This is a genomic window from Streptomyces sp. NPDC044571, assembly GCF_040647115.1.
GTDB lineage: Bacteria > Actinomycetota > Actinomycetes > Streptomycetales > Streptomycetaceae > Streptomyces.
Genome location: NZ_JBEZBN010000004.1, coordinates 142062 through 158608, shown reverse-complemented (window position 1 = coordinate 158608; position 16547 = coordinate 142062). Strand labels below are relative to the sequence as shown.

At 73.8% G+C, this 16547-nt stretch carries 15 protein-coding genes; 6 read left to right on the top strand and 9 right to left on the bottom strand.

Annotation, left to right across the window (positions count from 1 at the left end; translation table 11 throughout):
• Positions 1–75 precede the first annotated feature (75 nt).
• From AB0B01_RS03830 to AB0B01_RS03820, 3 genes are all read left to right on the top strand, one after another.
• Positions 76–1992: an ABC transporter ATP-binding protein gene (locus AB0B01_RS03830; protein WP_361712532.1), complete on the top strand. Its 1917-nt coding sequence runs from the start codon at positions 76–78 to the stop codon at positions 1990–1992.
• 62 nt (positions 1993–2054) lie between these two features.
• On the top strand, positions 2055–2435 hold the full coding sequence (locus tag AB0B01_RS03825) for a glyoxalase superfamily protein (protein ID WP_361712605.1): 381 nt from the start codon (positions 2055–2057) through the stop codon (positions 2433–2435).
• Positions 2436–2512: 77 nt separating this feature from the next.
• On the top strand, positions 2513–3067 hold the full coding sequence (locus tag AB0B01_RS03820) for a gluconokinase (RefSeq protein WP_361712530.1): 555 nt from the start codon (positions 2513–2515) through the stop codon (positions 3065–3067).
• 3 nt (positions 3068–3070) lie between these two features.
• Here AB0B01_RS03820 and AB0B01_RS03815 read toward each other — a convergent pair whose 3' ends face one another.
• From AB0B01_RS03815 to AB0B01_RS03795, 5 genes are all read right to left on the bottom strand, one after another.
• Positions 3071–3319: a hypothetical protein gene (locus tag AB0B01_RS03815; RefSeq protein WP_361712528.1), complete on the bottom strand. Its 249-nt coding sequence runs from the start codon at positions 3317–3319 to the stop codon at positions 3071–3073.
• Positions 3316–4095 carry a hypothetical protein gene (locus tag AB0B01_RS03810; RefSeq protein ID WP_361712526.1) on the bottom strand — a complete coding sequence of 260 codons (780 nt, stop codon included), beginning with the start codon at positions 4093–4095 and terminating at the stop codon, positions 3316–3318. Before AB0B01_RS03810 ends, AB0B01_RS03815 begins: the two co-directional genes overlap by 4 nt.
• A 38-nt stretch (positions 4096–4133) precedes the next feature.
• Complete coding sequence (locus tag AB0B01_RS03805; RefSeq protein WP_361712524.1) at positions 4134–5330, bottom strand: cytochrome P450; 1197 nt, start codon at positions 5328–5330, stop codon at positions 4134–4136.
• A gap of 111 nt (positions 5331–5441) precedes the next feature.
• Positions 5442–6176 (bottom strand): hypothetical protein, encoded by a 735-nt coding sequence (locus AB0B01_RS03800; RefSeq protein WP_361712522.1) that lies wholly within the window; start codon positions 6174–6176, stop codon positions 5442–5444.
• Between the two features lie 109 nt (positions 6177–6285).
• Positions 6286–9822: a S8 family serine peptidase gene (locus AB0B01_RS03795; protein ID WP_361712520.1), complete on the bottom strand. Its 3537-nt coding sequence runs from the start codon at positions 9820–9822 to the stop codon at positions 6286–6288.
• A gap of 230 nt (positions 9823–10052) precedes the next feature.
• Here AB0B01_RS03795 and AB0B01_RS03790 point away from each other — a divergent pair, with 230 nt between their 5' ends.
• The 3 genes from AB0B01_RS03790 (at position 10053) to AB0B01_RS03780 (ending at position 13975) form a co-directional block, all read left to right on the top strand.
• Positions 10053–11591, top strand: coding sequence for an MFS transporter (locus tag AB0B01_RS03790; protein ID WP_361712518.1), 1539 nt, complete (start codon positions 10053–10055; stop codon positions 11589–11591).
• 16 nt (positions 11592–11607) lie between these two features.
• Positions 11608–12234, top strand: coding sequence for a DUF6629 family protein (locus tag AB0B01_RS03785; protein ID WP_361712516.1), 627 nt, complete (start codon positions 11608–11610; stop codon positions 12232–12234).
• A gap of 91 nt (positions 12235–12325) precedes the next feature.
• Complete coding sequence (locus AB0B01_RS03780) at positions 12326–13975, top strand: GMC oxidoreductase (protein WP_361712514.1); 1650 nt, start codon at positions 12326–12328, stop codon at positions 13973–13975.
• A 110-nt stretch (positions 13976–14085) separates the two neighbouring features.
• Here AB0B01_RS03780 and AB0B01_RS03775 read toward each other — a convergent pair whose 3' ends face one another.
• From AB0B01_RS03775 to AB0B01_RS03760, 4 genes are all read right to left on the bottom strand, one after another.
• A complete protein-coding gene (locus AB0B01_RS03775) occupies positions 14086–14565 on the bottom strand; it encodes a carboxymuconolactone decarboxylase family protein (RefSeq protein WP_361712512.1) in 480 nt (159 codons plus the stop codon).
• Positions 14562–15644, bottom strand: coding sequence for a dihydrodipicolinate reductase (locus AB0B01_RS03770; protein WP_361712510.1), 1083 nt, complete (start codon positions 15642–15644; stop codon positions 14562–14564). Before AB0B01_RS03770 ends, AB0B01_RS03775 begins: the two co-directional genes overlap by 4 nt.
• A 66-nt stretch (positions 15645–15710) precedes the next feature.
• Complete coding sequence (locus AB0B01_RS03765; protein ID WP_356846189.1) at positions 15711–15827, bottom strand: DUF6126 family protein; 117 nt, start codon at positions 15825–15827, stop codon at positions 15711–15713.
• Between the two features lie 24 nt (positions 15828–15851).
• The gene (locus AB0B01_RS03760; RefSeq protein WP_361712508.1) at positions 15852–16526 is read right to left on the bottom strand and encodes an XRE family transcriptional regulator; all 675 of its coding nucleotides are present in this window, start codon (positions 16524–16526) and stop codon (positions 15852–15854) included.
• Between the last annotated feature and the right edge of the window lie 21 nt (positions 16527–16547).

The following is a 16547-nucleotide window of genomic DNA, read 5'->3' as shown; positions in this document are numbered from 1 at the left end:
TGACATCCGGACCGGGACCACTCACCTCAACCGGCCATTGACCTCAACCACGGTCGAGGTCCTAGCGTTCGGACCATGGACATGGAAGTCACCGCTTGGACATCGCTGCACAGCGCGATCAACGCCCAGCAGGACCGGCGGCCCGTCTCGCGGGCGAGCCTGCGCCGGGTCGCCGCCTTCGCCCGCCCGCACCGCCGCGGGCTGACGCTGTTCCTCCTGCTGAGCGTGGTGACCGCGCTGCTCGCGGTGGCCACGCCGGTCCTCGCGAGCCGGGTCGTCACCGCGATCGTGGACGGCCGGGACAGCTCCGTGGTCACCCGGCTCGCCCTGCTCATCGCCTTGATCGCGGTCGCGGAGGCCGGGCTGGGGCTGCTCACCCGCAAGCTCTCCGCCACCCTCGGCGAAGGGCTGATCCTGGACCTGCGGACCGCCGTCTTCGACCACGTCCAGCGGATGCCGGTCGCGTTCTTCACCCGCACCCGGACCGGCGCGCTGGTCAGCCGCCTGAACAACGACGTGATCGGCGCGCAGCGGGCGTTCAGCAACACGCTGTCCGGGGTCGTCGCCAACACGGTCACCCTGCTGCTGACCCTGGCGGTGATGCTCGGCATCTCCTGGCAGATCACCCTGCTGGCCCTCGTCCTGCTGCCGGTGTTCGTGCTGCCCGCCCGCCGGATGGGAGCGCGGATGGCCGCGATGCAGCGGGAGGCGTCCGCGCTCAACGCCTCGATGGGGACGCAGATGACGGAGCGCTTCTCCGCGCCCGGCGCCACCCTGGTCAAGCTCTTCGGGCGCCCGGCGGACGAGTCGGCCGAGTTCGCGGCCCGCGCCGCCCGCGTGCGCGACATCGGCATCCGTACGGCGATGGCCCAGTCGGCGTTCATCACCGCGCTCACCCTGGTGTCGGCCCTCGCCCTCGCGCTCGTCTACGGGCTGGGCGGGTACTACGCGCTGCGCGGGACCCTTGACGCCGGGAACGTCGTGGCCCTCGCGCTGCTGCTGACCCGGCTCTACGCGCCGCTGACGGCGCTCGCCGGCGCCCGGGTCGAGGTGATGAGCGCCCTGGTGAGCTTCGAACGGGTCTTCGAGATCCTCGACCTCAAGCCGCTGATCGAGCAGCGGCCGGATGCCCGCCGGGTCCCGGACGGGCCGGTGGCCGTGGAGTTCGACCGGGTCTCCTTCGGCTACCCCTCCCCCGACAAGGTCTCGCTCGCCTCCCTGGAGGAGGTCGCGACCCTCGACGCGCGGGGCGGCACGCAGGTGCTGCACGAGGTGTCGTTCCGCGCCGAACCGGGCCAGATGATCGCGCTGGTCGGCTCCTCCGGCGCCGGCAAGTCGACCATCGCGCAGCTGCTGCCGCGGCTGTACGACGCCGACGCGGGCGCGGTCCGGCTGGGCGGGATCGACGTACGGGAGCTCACGGCGGACTCGATCCGCGAGACGCTCGGCATGGTCACCCAGGACGGGCACCTCTTCCACGAGTCGGTACGGGCCAACCTGCTGCTGGCGCGGCCCGGGGCGACGGAGGAGGAGCTCTGGGAGGCGCTGCGCCGGGCCCGGCTGGACGGGCTGGTCGCCTCGCTCCCCGACGGGCTGGACACCGTCGTCGGCGAACGCGGCTACCGCCTGTCGGGCGGCGAGCGGCAGCGGCTGACCATCGCCCGGCTACTGCTGGCCCGGCAGCGGGTGGTGATCCTGGACGAGGCCACCGCGCACTTGGACTCCACCTCGGAGGCGGCGGTGCAGGAGGCTCTGGGCGAGGCCCTGGCGGGGCGCACCGCGGTGGTGATCGCGCACCGGCTGTCGACCGTGCAGGCGGCCGATCTGATCCTGGTGGTCGAGGACGGGCGGATCGTGGAACGCGGGACCCACCCCGAGCTGCTGGCCGCGGGCGGGCGCTACGAGGAGCTGTACCGGACCCAGTTCGCGGCGGCCGAGGCGGCGGCGGCCGATGCCCCGCCGGGCGGCGCGGTTCCCGCTGCGGGCGCATGATGCCGACAGGCCCGCGCGCCGGGCACCCGCCGACCGTGGAGCAGCCGACCGTGGAGCAGCCGATGGACATCAAACTGGAACTGGTCATCGTCCCCGTCACCGATGTCGACCGGGCCAAGGCCTTCTACGAGCGGGTCGGGTTCCACGCCGATCACGACGTCACCGTCAGCGAGGACCTCCGCTTCGTGCAGCTGACCCCGCCGGGGTCGGCCTGCTCGATAGCGCTGGGCATGGGCCTCACCCGGATGGCCCCGGGTTCGCTGGACAACCTCCAGGTCGTCGTCGCCGACATCGAGGAGGCCCATGCGGACCTGCGGGGCCGGGGCATCGAGGTGAGCGGGATCCAGGACATGCCCTGGGGCTCGTTCGTGTACTTCGCCGACCCGGACGGCAACCGCTGGTCGGTCCAGCAGACGACGCCCCGCACGGCGGTCGGGGCCTGAGCGGCAGGTCGGCCTCCGCACGGTTGACCCCCGCACCGGTTGACCTCCAAGCGGGGTGAACGTCGACAATCAGCGCCATGGACGACGACACCCCGCCCGGCCCCGTGCACCGGGTCGCCGTGGCGGTGACGGTGGTGATGGGGGTGTCCGGCACGGGGAAGACGACCGTGGGACGCCTGCTCGCGGAGGCGCTCGGCGTCCCCTACGCGGAGGGCGACACCTTCCATCCGGCGGCCAACGTCGCCAAGATGTCCGCCGGGATCCCCCTGGAGGACGCCGACCGTTGGCCGTGGCTGGACGCCATCGGCGACTGGATCCGGGCGCGGCGGGGTCCCCGGGGTGCGGTCGTGGCCTGTTCGGCGCTGAGGCGTGCCTACCGGGACCGGCTGCGCGCCGCCGCGCCCGGCGCGGTGTTCGTACACCTGCACGGCGAACGCCCCCTGATCGAGCGGCGCATGGCCGGGCGGACGGGTCACTTCATGCCCCTCGCGCTGCTGGATTCGCAGTTCGCCGCGCTGGAACCGCTCCAGGAGGACGAACCCGGGGTCGTCGTCGACGTCTCCGGGTCACCGCAGCAGATCACCGCACGGGCCCTGGCCGCGCTGGCCGCGCTGCCCGCCGAGAAGGAGTGACGGTCAGGGCCTCCGCCGGCGGCCCGCTTCGAGCTGGGCCGCCGCCAGGGCGAAGCCGTCCGCGGCGGTGGTGCAGCGGTCGGCGAGGGCGGCGACCTCGGCCCGGAGGGCGTCGCCCTGCGGGCCTTGGCCGCCCAGCTCCTCGACGGCCGCGCGCAGCCGCTCCGCGTGGGCGCGCAGGGCGGCGCTGTGGGTGCGCAGGCCGAGGGACGGGTCCGGCGGCCGCGGACGCAGCCGGGGCGCGGGGCTCACCGGTTCCGCCACGGCTGGACGAGGAGGATGCCGCCGGTGCCGATGAGGCCCATGGTGTGGACGCATCCGGCGTGCCCGGCGCTGCGGGCGGGGATCGTGCGCCCGCCGGTGTTGCGGTCGCGGTCGAAGAGCGCGCGCAGGGCGGCGCCGAGGCCGAGGAGCGGCTCCGCGGCCATGGCACGGCCGGTTGCCACCTGCCAGCCGGCATGGTCGTTGAAGGGGTTCGTGTCCGTCAGCGCGTTCCAGGCCAGCAGGTCGGCGAAGGAGGAGGCCAGCAGCGCGAAGGCCCGCTCGGCTCCCCGCTCCCGCAGGACCTTGCGGAACAGGCGGACCGCCGCGGCCTGCCCGTCCTGCTCGACCGCCCTGAGGATGGCCGCCGCCTCGGGGTCGTCCAGCAGTTCGGGGCGGTCCACGCGCGCTGCCCGGATCCGGGCCTTCAGCCCGCAGACGGCGAGGCTGACGGCCAGGTTCTCGCGGCCCGTGAGCACCCCGGCGAGCCAGCCCGCCCGTGCCACCCCGCGGCCGCGGGGGGCCCAGCCCAGGCCGGCGGGATCCGTGAGGAGGCGCAGCAGGGTGCGCCAGGCAGGTCGGCGGCCGGGAGGCCGGCTCCGGCCGTGGCGGCCCGGATGGGCCCGCAGGCCGGGCCCGAGGGCCAGCCGCGAGGCGTAGAGGGAGGCTTCACCGACGGCGTCGGCGGCCTCGGCGAGCTCGCGGCACAAGGCGTCCAGCAGTTCGACGTCCGGGTCGGTGGACGGGGAGGTCGCGGCGTCGGACATGGAATCCTCGCGGGGCGGTAGTCGGGACGGGAGCCGCGTCAGCGGCGGGTGAGGGTGAGCCGGATCCCGCGCGGGTCCAGCGCCGTCGGCAGTGGTCCCGGCGGGTCCAGCACCGGCCGTACGGCGGAGATGCGCGCGCGGCGCAGGATCTCGGCGCAGAGAGCGGTGGTGACGAGCAGACCGAGCCGGTCACCGGGGCAGCGGCCGGGGCCGTGACCGAAGGGGGACATCCGGATGTCCTGGTCGGCGCCCGGACTCTTCCACCGGCCGGGTACGAAGACGTGCGCGGCGGGCACGTGTTCGGGATCGCGCTGGTGGAAGTGGGCGGGCAGCAGCACTGCAGTGCCCGCCGGGTGGCGCACGCCCCGCCACTCGGTCTCCGTGCGGGTGACCCGGATCAGGTCGGGCACCGCCGGATACAGGCGCAGCGTCTCCTGGACGCAGGCGCGCAGCCGGGGCAGTTCGTCCGGGGCGCCGCCCGCGGCGGCCTCCGCCGCCGCGGCGTCCTGCTCCGCGGGGTGGCTGCCGAGCAGGAGCAGGGTGCGCAGCACGGTCGCGGGGATGGTGTCCATGGCCCGCAGCCACGGGCGGACCGCAGCCTCCGCGGCGCCCGCGGCGTCCACCGCGGCGAGCCGCCGGGTGGCCCGGGCCGGCAGGGCGTGCGCGTCGGCCGGCGCCGCCCGTGCCCGGTCCCTCCGCCGCAGCGGGCCGGCCCGGGCGAGGAACTCCTCGGCGGCCCCGGCCCCGTCACCGAGCACGATGCGGCGGGCGGTGCGGGCGACGGCATCCCGTACCCGTCCGAGGTCCAGGACTGCACCGGCGGTCAGCTGCCGGGCCTCCTCCGTGAGGACCGCGTGGAGGGCTCCGCACGCGGGCGGGACCGGGCCGCCGACCGCCCCGGCGGGTTCGGCGTAGAACTGCCGCAGTTCCTGCGGGTCGAGGAGGACGAGCACGTTCCCGGTCAGCCTGCGGACGAGGACGGGGGCTCCGCCGTGGCGGGCGCGCAGCGAGCGCAGCGTGCCGGGGGAGAAGACCGGCCGGGGGCCGGCGAAGCCGCGGCCGAGGAGCGGAAGGGCGCGGCCGGCGACGAACCGTACGGTCTCGGCGCGCCCGGCCCGCGCCGCCCCCGCCGCGCGGGGACCGGCCGTGACGGCGGGCCCGGCCCTGGACGGGTCGCGGCCGTGCCCGCCGGGGCGTCTGAGTACGCCGAGGGCGGCCTCGTGAAGCGTGCGCATCCGTATCCCTCCGCGCAGCCGGGACCAACGGTCGGTGACTTCCAGCTCACCGTACGTCGCCCCCGGGGCGAGCGCCCTGCGGGAACGGCCCAACCGGGTCGGGCCCCCGGTTCAGCGAGTGGCAGGGCGGGCGAAGGCCGCCTCGCGGAAGGCGGCGCGCAGGGGCCCCGGGGGGCGGGTCGGCAGCAGGAGCGCCCAGCGGTGCAGGCGGGGTGAGACCCATACGCAGGAGGAGTCGCCGTGGTACCAGACGCCCTGCGGGGCGGGGTGCCACAGGAGGCCGCGGGCGGGCGTGAGTTCGCCGGTGCGGATGCGGAGGGACTCGGTGGTCCAGGAGCGGGTGACGGGGTGGTCGGCCGGGGAGAGGAGGTGGCTCAGGAAGCGCACGAGGTCGGCGAGGGGTGCGTGCAGGGCGGCGCCGGCGAAGCGCGTGCCGGTCATGCCGAGGGGGTGCCAGATCCGGGTGGCGGCGAGTTCGGCGAGGGCGGTGCCGCCGAGGTGTTCGGCGAGGCGGGTGAGGGCGGCTGTGTGGTCCGGGGGGCCGCCGGTGCGGGTGAGCAGGTGGTGGGCGGTGGTGGCGCCGACGGCCCCGTGGCCGGCTTCGGCCCCGTAGGCGGTGAGCGGGGTGTGCAGGCGCAGGCTCTTCTCGGCGACGAGGCTGCCGATCACGGGCCACAGCGCGAGGACCGCGGTCAGCGCGCCGACGTCGAAGGGGGGCGCCTCGTCCGCGTGGTTCGCCGACCCGGCCTGCATCCCCTCCGGGCCCCCGACCGCCCATACGGCGCCGGGGTCCGCGGACCGCAGTACGGTCCCGATCCGATCGACCGCGCCGCTCTCAAGCGTCATGGTCCCCGACGCTAACCGCCCCGTGCCGCCCGCCGGGACCACCCCGCCGCGCGCCGGGACCGGGGCCACTCGAATGCCCCGGCCCCGACGCTGCGGTCAGGGGGTCCCGTCAGGAGGTCCGGTCAGGGCGGTCGGTCACCCGGAGGCTGTTCAGCAGGGGTTTGCCGTAGCCGGTGTGCGTCACGAAGCGGAGGTCGAGGACCCCGTCCGTGACGGTGACCGTGTAGGTGCGGGTCAGCGCGGTGTACGTGCCCGCCTCATAGGCGATGTCCAGGGAGGGCAGCACCTGCGCACCCTCGGCCAGGACGTCGAAGACACGCTTGTTCGGTTTGGTCGAGGACAGCTCGGCGAAGCCGAGTTCCACGGTGTACGTACCGTTCGGGACGTTGTCGAAGCGGTAGGCGTACATGCCCTCGCGGGCGTTGCGGAACAGCCGCTGGTCGTCCGTTCCCGCGATGGTGCGGCCGGTGGACTCCACCGAGGAGTTGCCCTGGTAGCCGTAGGAGCCGGCCGTGTACTTCCGGTCCGCGGACCAGGCGTCGCCCAGGACGTCCGTGGACGGGGAGGCGGAGCCCGCGTCCAGGGCGACCTGGTAGCGGGGGACCACGATCTTGACCGACACCGTGAGCACCGGTGACCGCCCGCTCGCCGAGGTGATCTTCAGGTCGGTGGTCAGGACCGTGCCGGGCGCCAGGCCCGCCGCGTCCGCGTTCAGGGTGAGCGTGCTCTTGCCGCCGGTGGGGAGGTTCCCCGTGCCAGGGGTGGCCGTCAGCCAGGCCGCGTCCTCGGACACCGTGAAGTCCGTGCCGAGGCCCGGGTTGGTGAGGTCGAGGGTGCGGGTGCGCTTCTGGCCCGCCGGGAGGACCACCTCCAGCGCGGCCTTGGACGCCGTGACCCTGCCCGTGCGCAGCGCCCGGTCGGCCACGGTGACGGCGGCCGGTGCGACGTCGACCGCCAACTGCGCGGACTCGTACGCGGGGGCGGTCAGGGACACCGTGCGGGCCCCGGCCGGGCTCTGGACGACGTAGCCGCCGTCCGCCGCCGTGGTCGCCGCCACGGCGGTGTCACCCGCGCCCACCGTGACCGTGGCGCCCGCGACGCCCTTGCCGTCGTTCGCGTCGAGCACCCGGCCCGCGACCACGCCGCTCTTGGTGGTGCGGAAGGAGACGGTCAGCCCGTCGCTGAGGACGGCGGTGTTGAAGGAGTAGGCGAAGGCGTCCGTGCCCGTCGCGTTCTCCACGCCGATCGTGGCCGAGGAGCCGCCCTTGATGCCGGTCCCGCCCGTCCCCTTGTAGGCGTACGTCACCGTGCCGTCCTCGCCGATCGCCGCCGTGAACGAGAACTTGTCCCCCTGCGCCGACCAGTGGGCCACCTCGCGCCACTCGATGACGTACTGCCGGTGCGGGGCGGTTCCGGTGACGGCGGTGAAGACGCCCGAGCCGCTGCCGGGCGCGCCGACGACGAGGTCGTCCCAGAAGGGGTAGAGGGCCGCGTTCGGCGTGGCCGCGCTCGGGAGGGCGCCGTTGATGTCGCCGGTGTGGGCACCGCCGAAGCTGACCGTGCCGTTCGTCCCGATCCAGGCCTGCCCGTACGTCTTTCCGTACAGCGGCAGCGGGAAGGGGAGGTCGACGCGTTCCGTGGTGTTGTCACCGGTCAGCGCGAGCTGCCGGTCCCCTGCCGGGTACGGGCGGCCGCCCGAAGCGGCGCAGGCGTAGCCGTACCCGTCGGTGCGCTCGGGCAGGGTGACGGCGACGGTGGCGTCGCCCGCGACGGCGAGCTGGGCGCTGCCGGCGGTGAGGCAGCGGGAGGAGTGGGCCGCCCGCACCTCGTACGTGCCGTGCGGCAGGGTGAGCTCGAAGCGGCCCTGCGCGTCGGCGGTCGCGGTCACCGGCGTGTCGGTGACGGTGACGGTGGCGCCCGCGGCGGGTCCGGCGGCGGAGGAGACGGTGCCGGTCACCTTTCCGGAGGGGGCCTGGGTGAGGGTGAAGTCGCCGGTGGCGGTGGCGTTCTCGCTCACCGTCGCCGTGGCCGTCTCCTGGCCGTAGCCGAATTTCGAGGCGGTCATCGTGTAGGCACCCACCGACAGGGAGGGGAAGCCGTAGCTGCCGTCCGCCGCGGTGGTCGTCGTGCGGGAGATCGGTCCGGTGGCGGTGACCTTGGCGCCGGCGACCGGGGTCCCGCCGGAGCGGACCGTGCCGCCCAGCGCGCCGACCGCGCCGCGCGGGGCGCCCGACACGGCGGCGAGTGCGTCGAGCTTGCCCTGGCCGAAGACGTTGTTGTCGGCGGCGTTGCCGCCGCACTGGCCGTTGTCGGTGTCCTGGGCGGTGCCGTTCAGCAGGGCCTCGGTCTGGGCGACGTCGCCTTCGAGGGCGGGCGCGGCCGACCACAGGAGCGCCACGGTGGCGGCGGTGTGCGGTGAGGCCATGGAGGTGCCGGAGAAGGCCTCGTATCCGCCGCCGGGAACGGAGGAGCGGACGTTCACGCCGGGGGCCGCGATGTTCGGCTTGACGATGCCGGCCGGGCCCGCCCCGCGGGAGGAGAAGGAGGCGATGGCGCCGTTGATGTCGAAGGCGCCGGAGCTGTAGGAGTTCGCGTAGTCGCCGGGCGAGCCGCTGGTGGCGCAGCCGGGGCCGGCGTTCCCGTTGGAGAAGGCCGGGAAGATTCCGGCGGCGCGCCAGGTGTCGACGATCTGCTGGTACCAGTCGTCGTGCGTGGAGCTGCCCCAGGAGTTGTTGACGATGTGCGGGGCGAGGTCGGGGCGCGGGTTCTGCCCGTTCAGGTCGGTGGGGGCGACGATCCACTGGCCGGAGGCGAGGAGGGAGGCCTCGGAGCAGGAGTTGGTCTCACAGCCCTTGGCGGCGATCCACCGGGCGCCGGGCGCGACGCCCGTCTTGGCGCCGCCGTCGTCGCCGACCATCGTGCCCATGGTGTGGGTGCCGTGGTCGTTGTTGTCGCAGGGGGCCGCGCCGGCGCAGACGCCGGCCGGGTCGAACCAGTTGTGGTTGTGGTCGTAGGTCCCGTCGGCGTTCCTGCCGCGGTACTGGCGGTTCACGGCCGGGTGGGTGTAGTCGACCCCGCTGTCGATGTTGGCGACGACGATGCCCTCGCCTCGGACCCCGAACTGGTCCCACACCTGCGGGGCCTTGATCCGGTCGATGTTCCACTCGACGGCGTCGGCGCCGGCCTGCTCCCGCTTGCCCTCGGCGGGCTTGGGGAGTTCGACCTTGTCGTCGGCGTCGATCCGGGAGACCTCGGGGCGCTGGGCGAGGGTGCCGGCGAGCTTCTCGCTGCCGACGACGCGGACGGCGTTGACGATCCAGTACGAGGTGTACTCGGCGTTCGCCCCGTCCAGGGCGTTGATCAGCCCGGCCTGGGTGCGTGCGGCATGGTCCTTCTTGGTCCGCAGGACCGTTTCGGCCTTGGCGGCGCGGGTCTGCTGCCGGGCGGCGGCGCCGAGGTCGGCCGCGCTGTCGAGGTAGACCCAGAACACGGCTTTGGCGGAGCCGTCGAGCTGGGCGCGGAGTTTCGGCTCGATCTTGCGTTCGGCTGCGGTGGGGGCGGGGCCGGGCTCCGGCGCGGCCGCCGCGACACCCGCGCCGACCGGCAGCAGCAGGGCCGCGGTGAGGGCGGCGAGCGCCGCGCGCAAGGGCCGTGAGGAGCCTCGTGAGGAACGGGAGCGTCGTCGTCTGTTGCGTGGGGCCATGTGTGGTCTCCTCGTACGCCGGGTGCGGGTGTGTGCGGGATGTGCGGACAGGACGTGGGTGAGGTGCGCGGTCATGGTGAAGGAATTGCCATGGACACAACAAGGGGGCCAAATGAGCCGTGTTGCGCCGCCCCGCGGTGGCCCTTCCGCGCCGGGCGGGCGAGCCTGAAGGCATGACCCATCCCGCGCCCGGCGAGCCCGATGTCCCGCTCGCGTCGGCCCGGGGGCGCTGGATCCTGCTGACCACCGTCCTCGGGTCGAGCATGGCGCTGCTGGACTCCACCGTCGTCAACGTGGCGCTCCCCCGGATCGGGCGGGACCTCGGCGCCGACCTGGCCGTGCTCCAGTGGACGGTCAACGCCTATCTGCTGACCCTCGCCGGGCTGATCCTGGTCGGCGGCGCCCTCGGGGACCGGTTCGGGCGGCGCAGGGTCTTCGTGCTCGGGGTGGTGTGGTTCGCGGCCGGCTCCCTGTTCTGCGGGATCGCCCCGAACGCCGGGGTGCTGATCGCCGCGCGGGCCCTGCAGGGCATCGGCGGCGCCCTGCTGACCCCCGGATCGCTGGCCCTGATCCAGGGGTCGATCCGGTCCGAGGACCGGGCGCGGGCCGTCGGTCTGTGGTCCGGGTTCGGCGGGGTGGGCGCGGCCGTGGGGCCGTTCCTCGGCGGCTGGCTGGTGGACGGGCCCGGCTGGCGGTGGGTGTTCCTGCTGAACGTGCCGCTGGCCGCGGCGTGTGTGCCCGTCGCCCTGCGGCACGTACCGGAGTCGCGCGATCCGACGGCGCACGGGCGCTTCGACGTGGTCGGCGCCGCCCTGGGAGCCGCGGCTCTCGCCCTGCTGACCTACGCGCTGATCGAGGCCCGCTCCGCCACCGTGCCGGTGGTGTGCGCGGCGGTCGGCGGTGTGGTCCTGGCCGGTGTGTTCGTGCGGGTAGAGCGGCGCCGGGCCGATCCGATGGTGCCGCCCTCGATCTTCGGCTCCCGCCAGTTCACCGCCGTCAACCTCGTCACCCTGTGCGTGTACGCGGCGATCGGCGGATTCTTCTTCCTCGTGGTGCTCCAGCTCCAGGTGGTCTCCGGGTACTCAGCGCTGGCCGCGGGCGCCGCGCTGCTGCCGACGACCGTGCTGATGCTGCTGCTGTCGGCCCGGTCCGGGGCCCTCGGGGAGCGGATCGGCCCGCGGATCCCGCTCACGGTGGGGCCGCTGCTGTGCGCGGGCGGCATCCTGCTGATGCTGCGCGTCGGCCCGGGAGCCTCGTACGTGCGGGACGTCCTGCCGGCCATGTTCGTCATGGGCATGGGCCTGGTGACGCTGGTCGCACCCCTGACGGCGACCGTGCTGGCCTCGGTGGACCCGGGGCGGGCGGGCCTGGCCAGTGGCATCAACAACGCGGCCGCGCGCGCCGCCGGCCTGCTGGCGGTGGCGGCGCTGCCGCTGCTGGCCGGGATGGGCCCCGACGCCTACCTCTCGGCCGAGCTGTTCGACGACGCCTTCGGCTGGGCCATGGTGTGGTGCGCCGGGGCGATGGTCCTGGGCGCCGCCGTGGCCTGGGTCACCGTACGCCGGCCGGCGCCGGGGGCCTGCCACCCGGAATGCCGTACGTACTGCGCCGTGAACGCCCCGCCGCTGGAACCCCCGCGGCACGCGGCGGACGAGGGCCCGCCGAAGCCGGGCGCGGCCGGCCCGGGCGCGCCGGGTCCGGGCGCGCGGTAGGGCGCGGAGCGGCGCCATGTGCTGGAGCGCCACGGCGGATCTGGTGGCGGGCGCGGCCGTCACCGCCGTCGGCGTCGCCTGCGTGACGCGCGTACGCCGCCCCCGCGATCTGCCCCTCGCCGCCCTGCCGGTGCTGCTCGGGGTGCACCAGCTGGTGGAGGCCGCCGTGTGGCACGCGGGCGGCGGGCGGGGTGCGGCCACCACCGCCTGGGCGGTGATCGCCCTGCCGGTCCTGGCCGGGTGGGTGCCGCTCGGGGTGCTGCTCGCCTCCGGGCCGGGCGCTCCCCGCCGACTGCGGGCTGCGGCGGCGGTCGGCCTGGCCACCGCAGCGGTGCTCTCGTACCGCCTCGCGACCTTGACCGCGAGCGCCGAGATCCGGGGTCACATCGTCGGCTACGGCGTGAATGTTCCGTGGATGCCGCTGGTGCTCGCGGGCTACCTGTTCGCCACGCTCGGCGCCCTGCTGCTCGCCTGCGACCGGCGCCTGCGGCTCCTCGGCGGTGTGCTGGCGGTCGGGGCATTGGCCTGCTCAGCGCTGTGGCGGCTGGAATTCGCCTCCACCTGGTGCGCCTTCGCGGCGGTCGCGTCCCTGCTCGTACTGGGTTGGGTCCGGCGCCCGCAGGGCCGTCCTTCCGTCACGTGACCGGCTGGAAGTTACCTAGACGTATGTAGTGACTTCACATGCGGGCAGCAGTAGAACTCGTTCCCATTCCGCCGAGAGTGAGGAACGTCACATGAGTGACAAAGCCCTGCACGAAAACGGCTCCAAGGGGATCTCCCGTCGTGGATTCATGGCAAGAACGAGTTCCATTGCCGGCGCTGCCGTGCTCGCCGGTCAGGTCGCGGCCGGGCCCGCGCGGGCGGCCACGAACCCGACGGCCGGCCCGATCGAGAACGGCGCACGCGTACCCGCCCTGGTGATCGGCACGGGCTACGGCGGATCCGTCGCCGCCCTCCGGCTCGCCCAGGCGGGCGTGGACGTGCACATGGTCGAAATGGGCATGGCCTGGGACACCCCCGGCTCCGACGGCAAGATCTTCTGCAACACGACGAGCCCGGACCAGCGGGCGTACTGGCTGCGGACCAGGACCAAGCAGCCGCTGAGCAACTTCCTCGGCTTCCCGATCGACAAGGACGTCCCCCGCTACACCGGGATCCTGGACGCCGAGGAGATGGGAGGAATCATCGTCTACCAGGGCCGCGGTGTGGGCGGCGGTTCGCTCGTCAACGGCGGGATGGCCGTCACCCCGAGGCGGTCGAACTTCGCCGCCATCCTGCCGACGGTGGACGCCCAGGAGATGTACGCCACCTACTACCCGCGCGCCAACGCGGGGCTCGGGGTCGGGCTCGTCGACCCGGCCTGGTTCGACACGGTCGACTGCTACCAGTTCGCCCGGGTCGGCCGCAAGCACGCGCAGCGCTCCGGCTTCCCGTTCGTCTTCGTCCCCGACGTGTACGACTGGGACTACATGAAGCAGGAGGCCGCCGGCACGGCCCCCAAGTCCGCGGTGGCCGGAGAGATCCTCTACGGCAACAACCACGGCAAGAAGTCCCTGCAGAAGACCTACCTGGCCCAGGCCAGAGCCACCGGACGGGTCACCATCTCCCCCCTGCACAAGGTCACTTCGGTCAGACCCGCGACGGCGGGCGGCTACACCGTCGTCATCGACCGGATCGACACCTCCGGGACCACCACGGCCACCAAGTCGGTGACCGCGGACAAGGTGTTCTTCGCCGCCGGCAGCGTCGGCACCAGCAAGCTGCTCGTACGGCTCAAGGCGACCGGCGCGCTGCCCGCCCTGAACGGCGAGATCGGCAAGGGCTGGGGCGACAACGGCAACGTCATGTGCGGGCGGGCGAACCACATGTGGGACCCGACGGGAAAGATCCAGGCATCGATCCCCTGCGGCGGCATCGACAACTGGGACGCGGGAGGCGCGTTCGCCGAGGTGGCACCGCTCCCGACCGGCATCGAGACCTACGCCTCCTTCTACCTGTCGATCACCAAGAACCCCCACCGCGCCGAGTTCACGTACAACGCGGCGTCGGGTGCCGTCGAGCTGAACTGGCAGACCGCGTGGAAGCAGCCCTCCATCGACATGGCCAAGACCATCTTCGACAAGATCAACTCGAAGGAGGGCACGATCTACCGGACCGACCTCTTCGGCAGCTACAAGATCTGGGGAGACCACCTCACCTACCACCCGCTCGGCGGCGCGGTCCTCGGCAAGGCCACCGACAACTACGGGCGCCTGTACGGCTACGCCGGCCTCTACGTGATCGACGGCGCGCTGATCCCCGGAAACACCAGCGTGAACCCGTTCGTCACCATCACCGCGCTCGCCGAACGCAACATCGAGACGATCATCGCCACTGATCTCTGATCTGTGATCTCTGATCTGTGTCCTCCGGGCGAACCGCACAGCAGCCGGGGCCGTCGGAACGCACCGACCGGCCCCGGAACCCTTGCCGCCGCGGCGCCCGGTGACCCGGCTCAGTGCCCCGGCAGTGCGCAGACGCTGTCGAGGCCCAGCACGTGGTTCAGCCGTCCGAAGGCCAGCCATGAGCCGATGCTCATCGTCAGTTCCACGATCTCCAACTGGCTGTAGTGGGCGGTCATCCGGTCCCAGAACGCGTCGTCGAGGTTGTGGTGGTCGAGGGTGTAGCGCTCCGCGTACTCCGCGGCCAGCCGGGTCCGCTCGTCGAAGCGGTCCGTGGTGCGCCACTCGGTGACGGCGTCGGAGAACTCCTCCTCGACCTTCTCCCCGTCCCGCTCCGTGCGCCAGTCCAGGCAGAACACACAGCCGTTGATCTGCGCCACGCGCAGCCGCGCCGCCTCGAACTCGCGCAGCCCCAGGGTGGTGTGCGCGTACACGGACAGTGAGAAGTTGGCGGCGGCCATCCCGATCCCGGGGACCATGTCGCCCCACACGTACTCGATCGGGTGCTGCCCCTCGGGTATGTCGATCCTCATGACGGTTTCCTTCCGAGTTTGCCGATGGCGGGGCGCAGGGGGACGTCGAGGGCGTCGTAGAGGCCCGGAGGGGCCTCCACCAGCCAGTCGATGGCGCCCACGAGCCGGCCGACCGCGGTGGCGTTCCCGCCCGCGGAGCGGTTCTCGCCCTCGTCCACGGCCTCGACGGTGACCTCGATGTGCGGGCGCCCCTCGATGATCACGCGGTGGGCGCCGTCGCCGCCGTCGGGCGGCGACGGCCAGTCGGGGGCGCAGGAGGCGTGGATGCGGGTGACGTGCTCGATGACGATGCGCGGCTCGCCCCCGACGATGCCCTGCACCTCGAAGCGGATGGCGCCCTGGGTCCCCGCCTCGAAGGCGCCCATCGTGCGGGTGCGCACGGTGGTGTCGAGCGCACGGCGCTCCACCGTCTCGCGTATCTCGTCGAGTTCGGCGCCGAGGGCCCGGGCCATCATCCGGATCTGCCCGCCCCACACCATGCTCGGGACGGACGGCATGAGCATCATCGGCTCGTAGGCCATGGGCTGCCCCATGCCCACGAGGAGGCGGACCGAGTCCGGCTGGTCGTAGGTGGAGTAGTCGAATATCTCCTGGCACCGGATGGCGTCGACGGTGGTGCCCAGCCCGCTGAGCAGCAGCGGCAGTACGTCGTTGCCCCAGCCGGGGTCGACTCCGGAGGCGAACAGCGAGCCGCCGCCCTCGGCGACGGCGGCCGCCACCGGGTCACGGAACTCCGGCGGGGCGTTGCGGTGGTCGTAGAGGGGGTACAGCGCGGGGCTGACGACGACCGCCCCGGCCCGGATCGCCCGGGTGATGTCGGCGAGCGCCTCGTCGGGGCGGACGTCCCCGGACGCCGCGTACACGACGGCCCGCGGGCGTGCGCTCAGCACCGCTTCGACGTCGTCGGTGGCCAGGACCCCCGTGTCGTGGTCGAGTTGGCCGAGCCGGCCCGCATCGCGGCCGACCTTGTCCGGGTGGTGCACGATGACGCCGGCCAGTTCCAGCGCCGGATGGGCCGCTACGGCACGGATGGCCGAACGGCCGACGTTGCCGGTACCCCAGACAACCGTGGAAATCATGCGCGGAGGGTAGCGACAGGGCCTGCAGGTTCCTAGAGCCGCGAAGGGAAACTTCCCCCGCCCGCGTCACTGGTTCCGGGCGCCGAGGACGAACAGCAGATAGACGAAGAAGGCGAAGAGGTGACCGACGAACAGGTACGCGATCAGCCGGATCACCAGACCGCGGGGGAACTTGGACTGCATGTGCACGGAAGGGCTCCTTGGCTGTCAGGGGCGGGGGGCCGGGCCGGCAGCGGTGCCGGTGCTGCCGCCGCCGAGGCACAGGCCGGCGAGGCCGGCCTGCAGCAGGGTGTGGACGAACAGCAGGTCGGCCCCTGCTGCGGTGGCCGCACCGATCCGGTGCGGGGTGAGTGAGTCGAAGTGCGCGCTGTCCCCGGGCTCCAGCAGGTACTCGCTCTCCCCCAGGTGCAGCCGCAGCCGTCCCTTGAGCACGTAGAGCCACTCCTCCCCGGGATGGACGCGGACCAGCTCGCCCTGGCTCCGGCCGCGGGGCACGTGCACCCGCAGGGCCTGCATCCCGCGGCCGGAGCCGCCTGCCTGCCAGTACGTCCAGCCGTCGGCCTCCCGGGCGCCCGGGCCGCCGGCCCGTACGACGGGGTCGGCGACGGCGGGGGTCTCGCCGAGCAGCTCGGAGACCGTCGTACCGTAGGTGCGGGCGAGCCCGAGCAGCAGCGGCAGCGAGGGCTGGCGCTGCCCGGTCTCCAGGCGGGACAGGTGGGCGGGCGAGAGCCGGGCCCGCGCGGCGGCGGCCTCCAGCGTGAGTCCGGCGCGGCGGCGCAGTGCGCGCAGCTGCGGGGCCACGGCGGACAGCTCGTCAGGGCTGCCGACGCGCTCGGCCGGGGCGTCGGGGCCCTCGGGACCGGGGGCGGGACCGGGTGTCATGCCCCGATTCAGCCAGAGGGT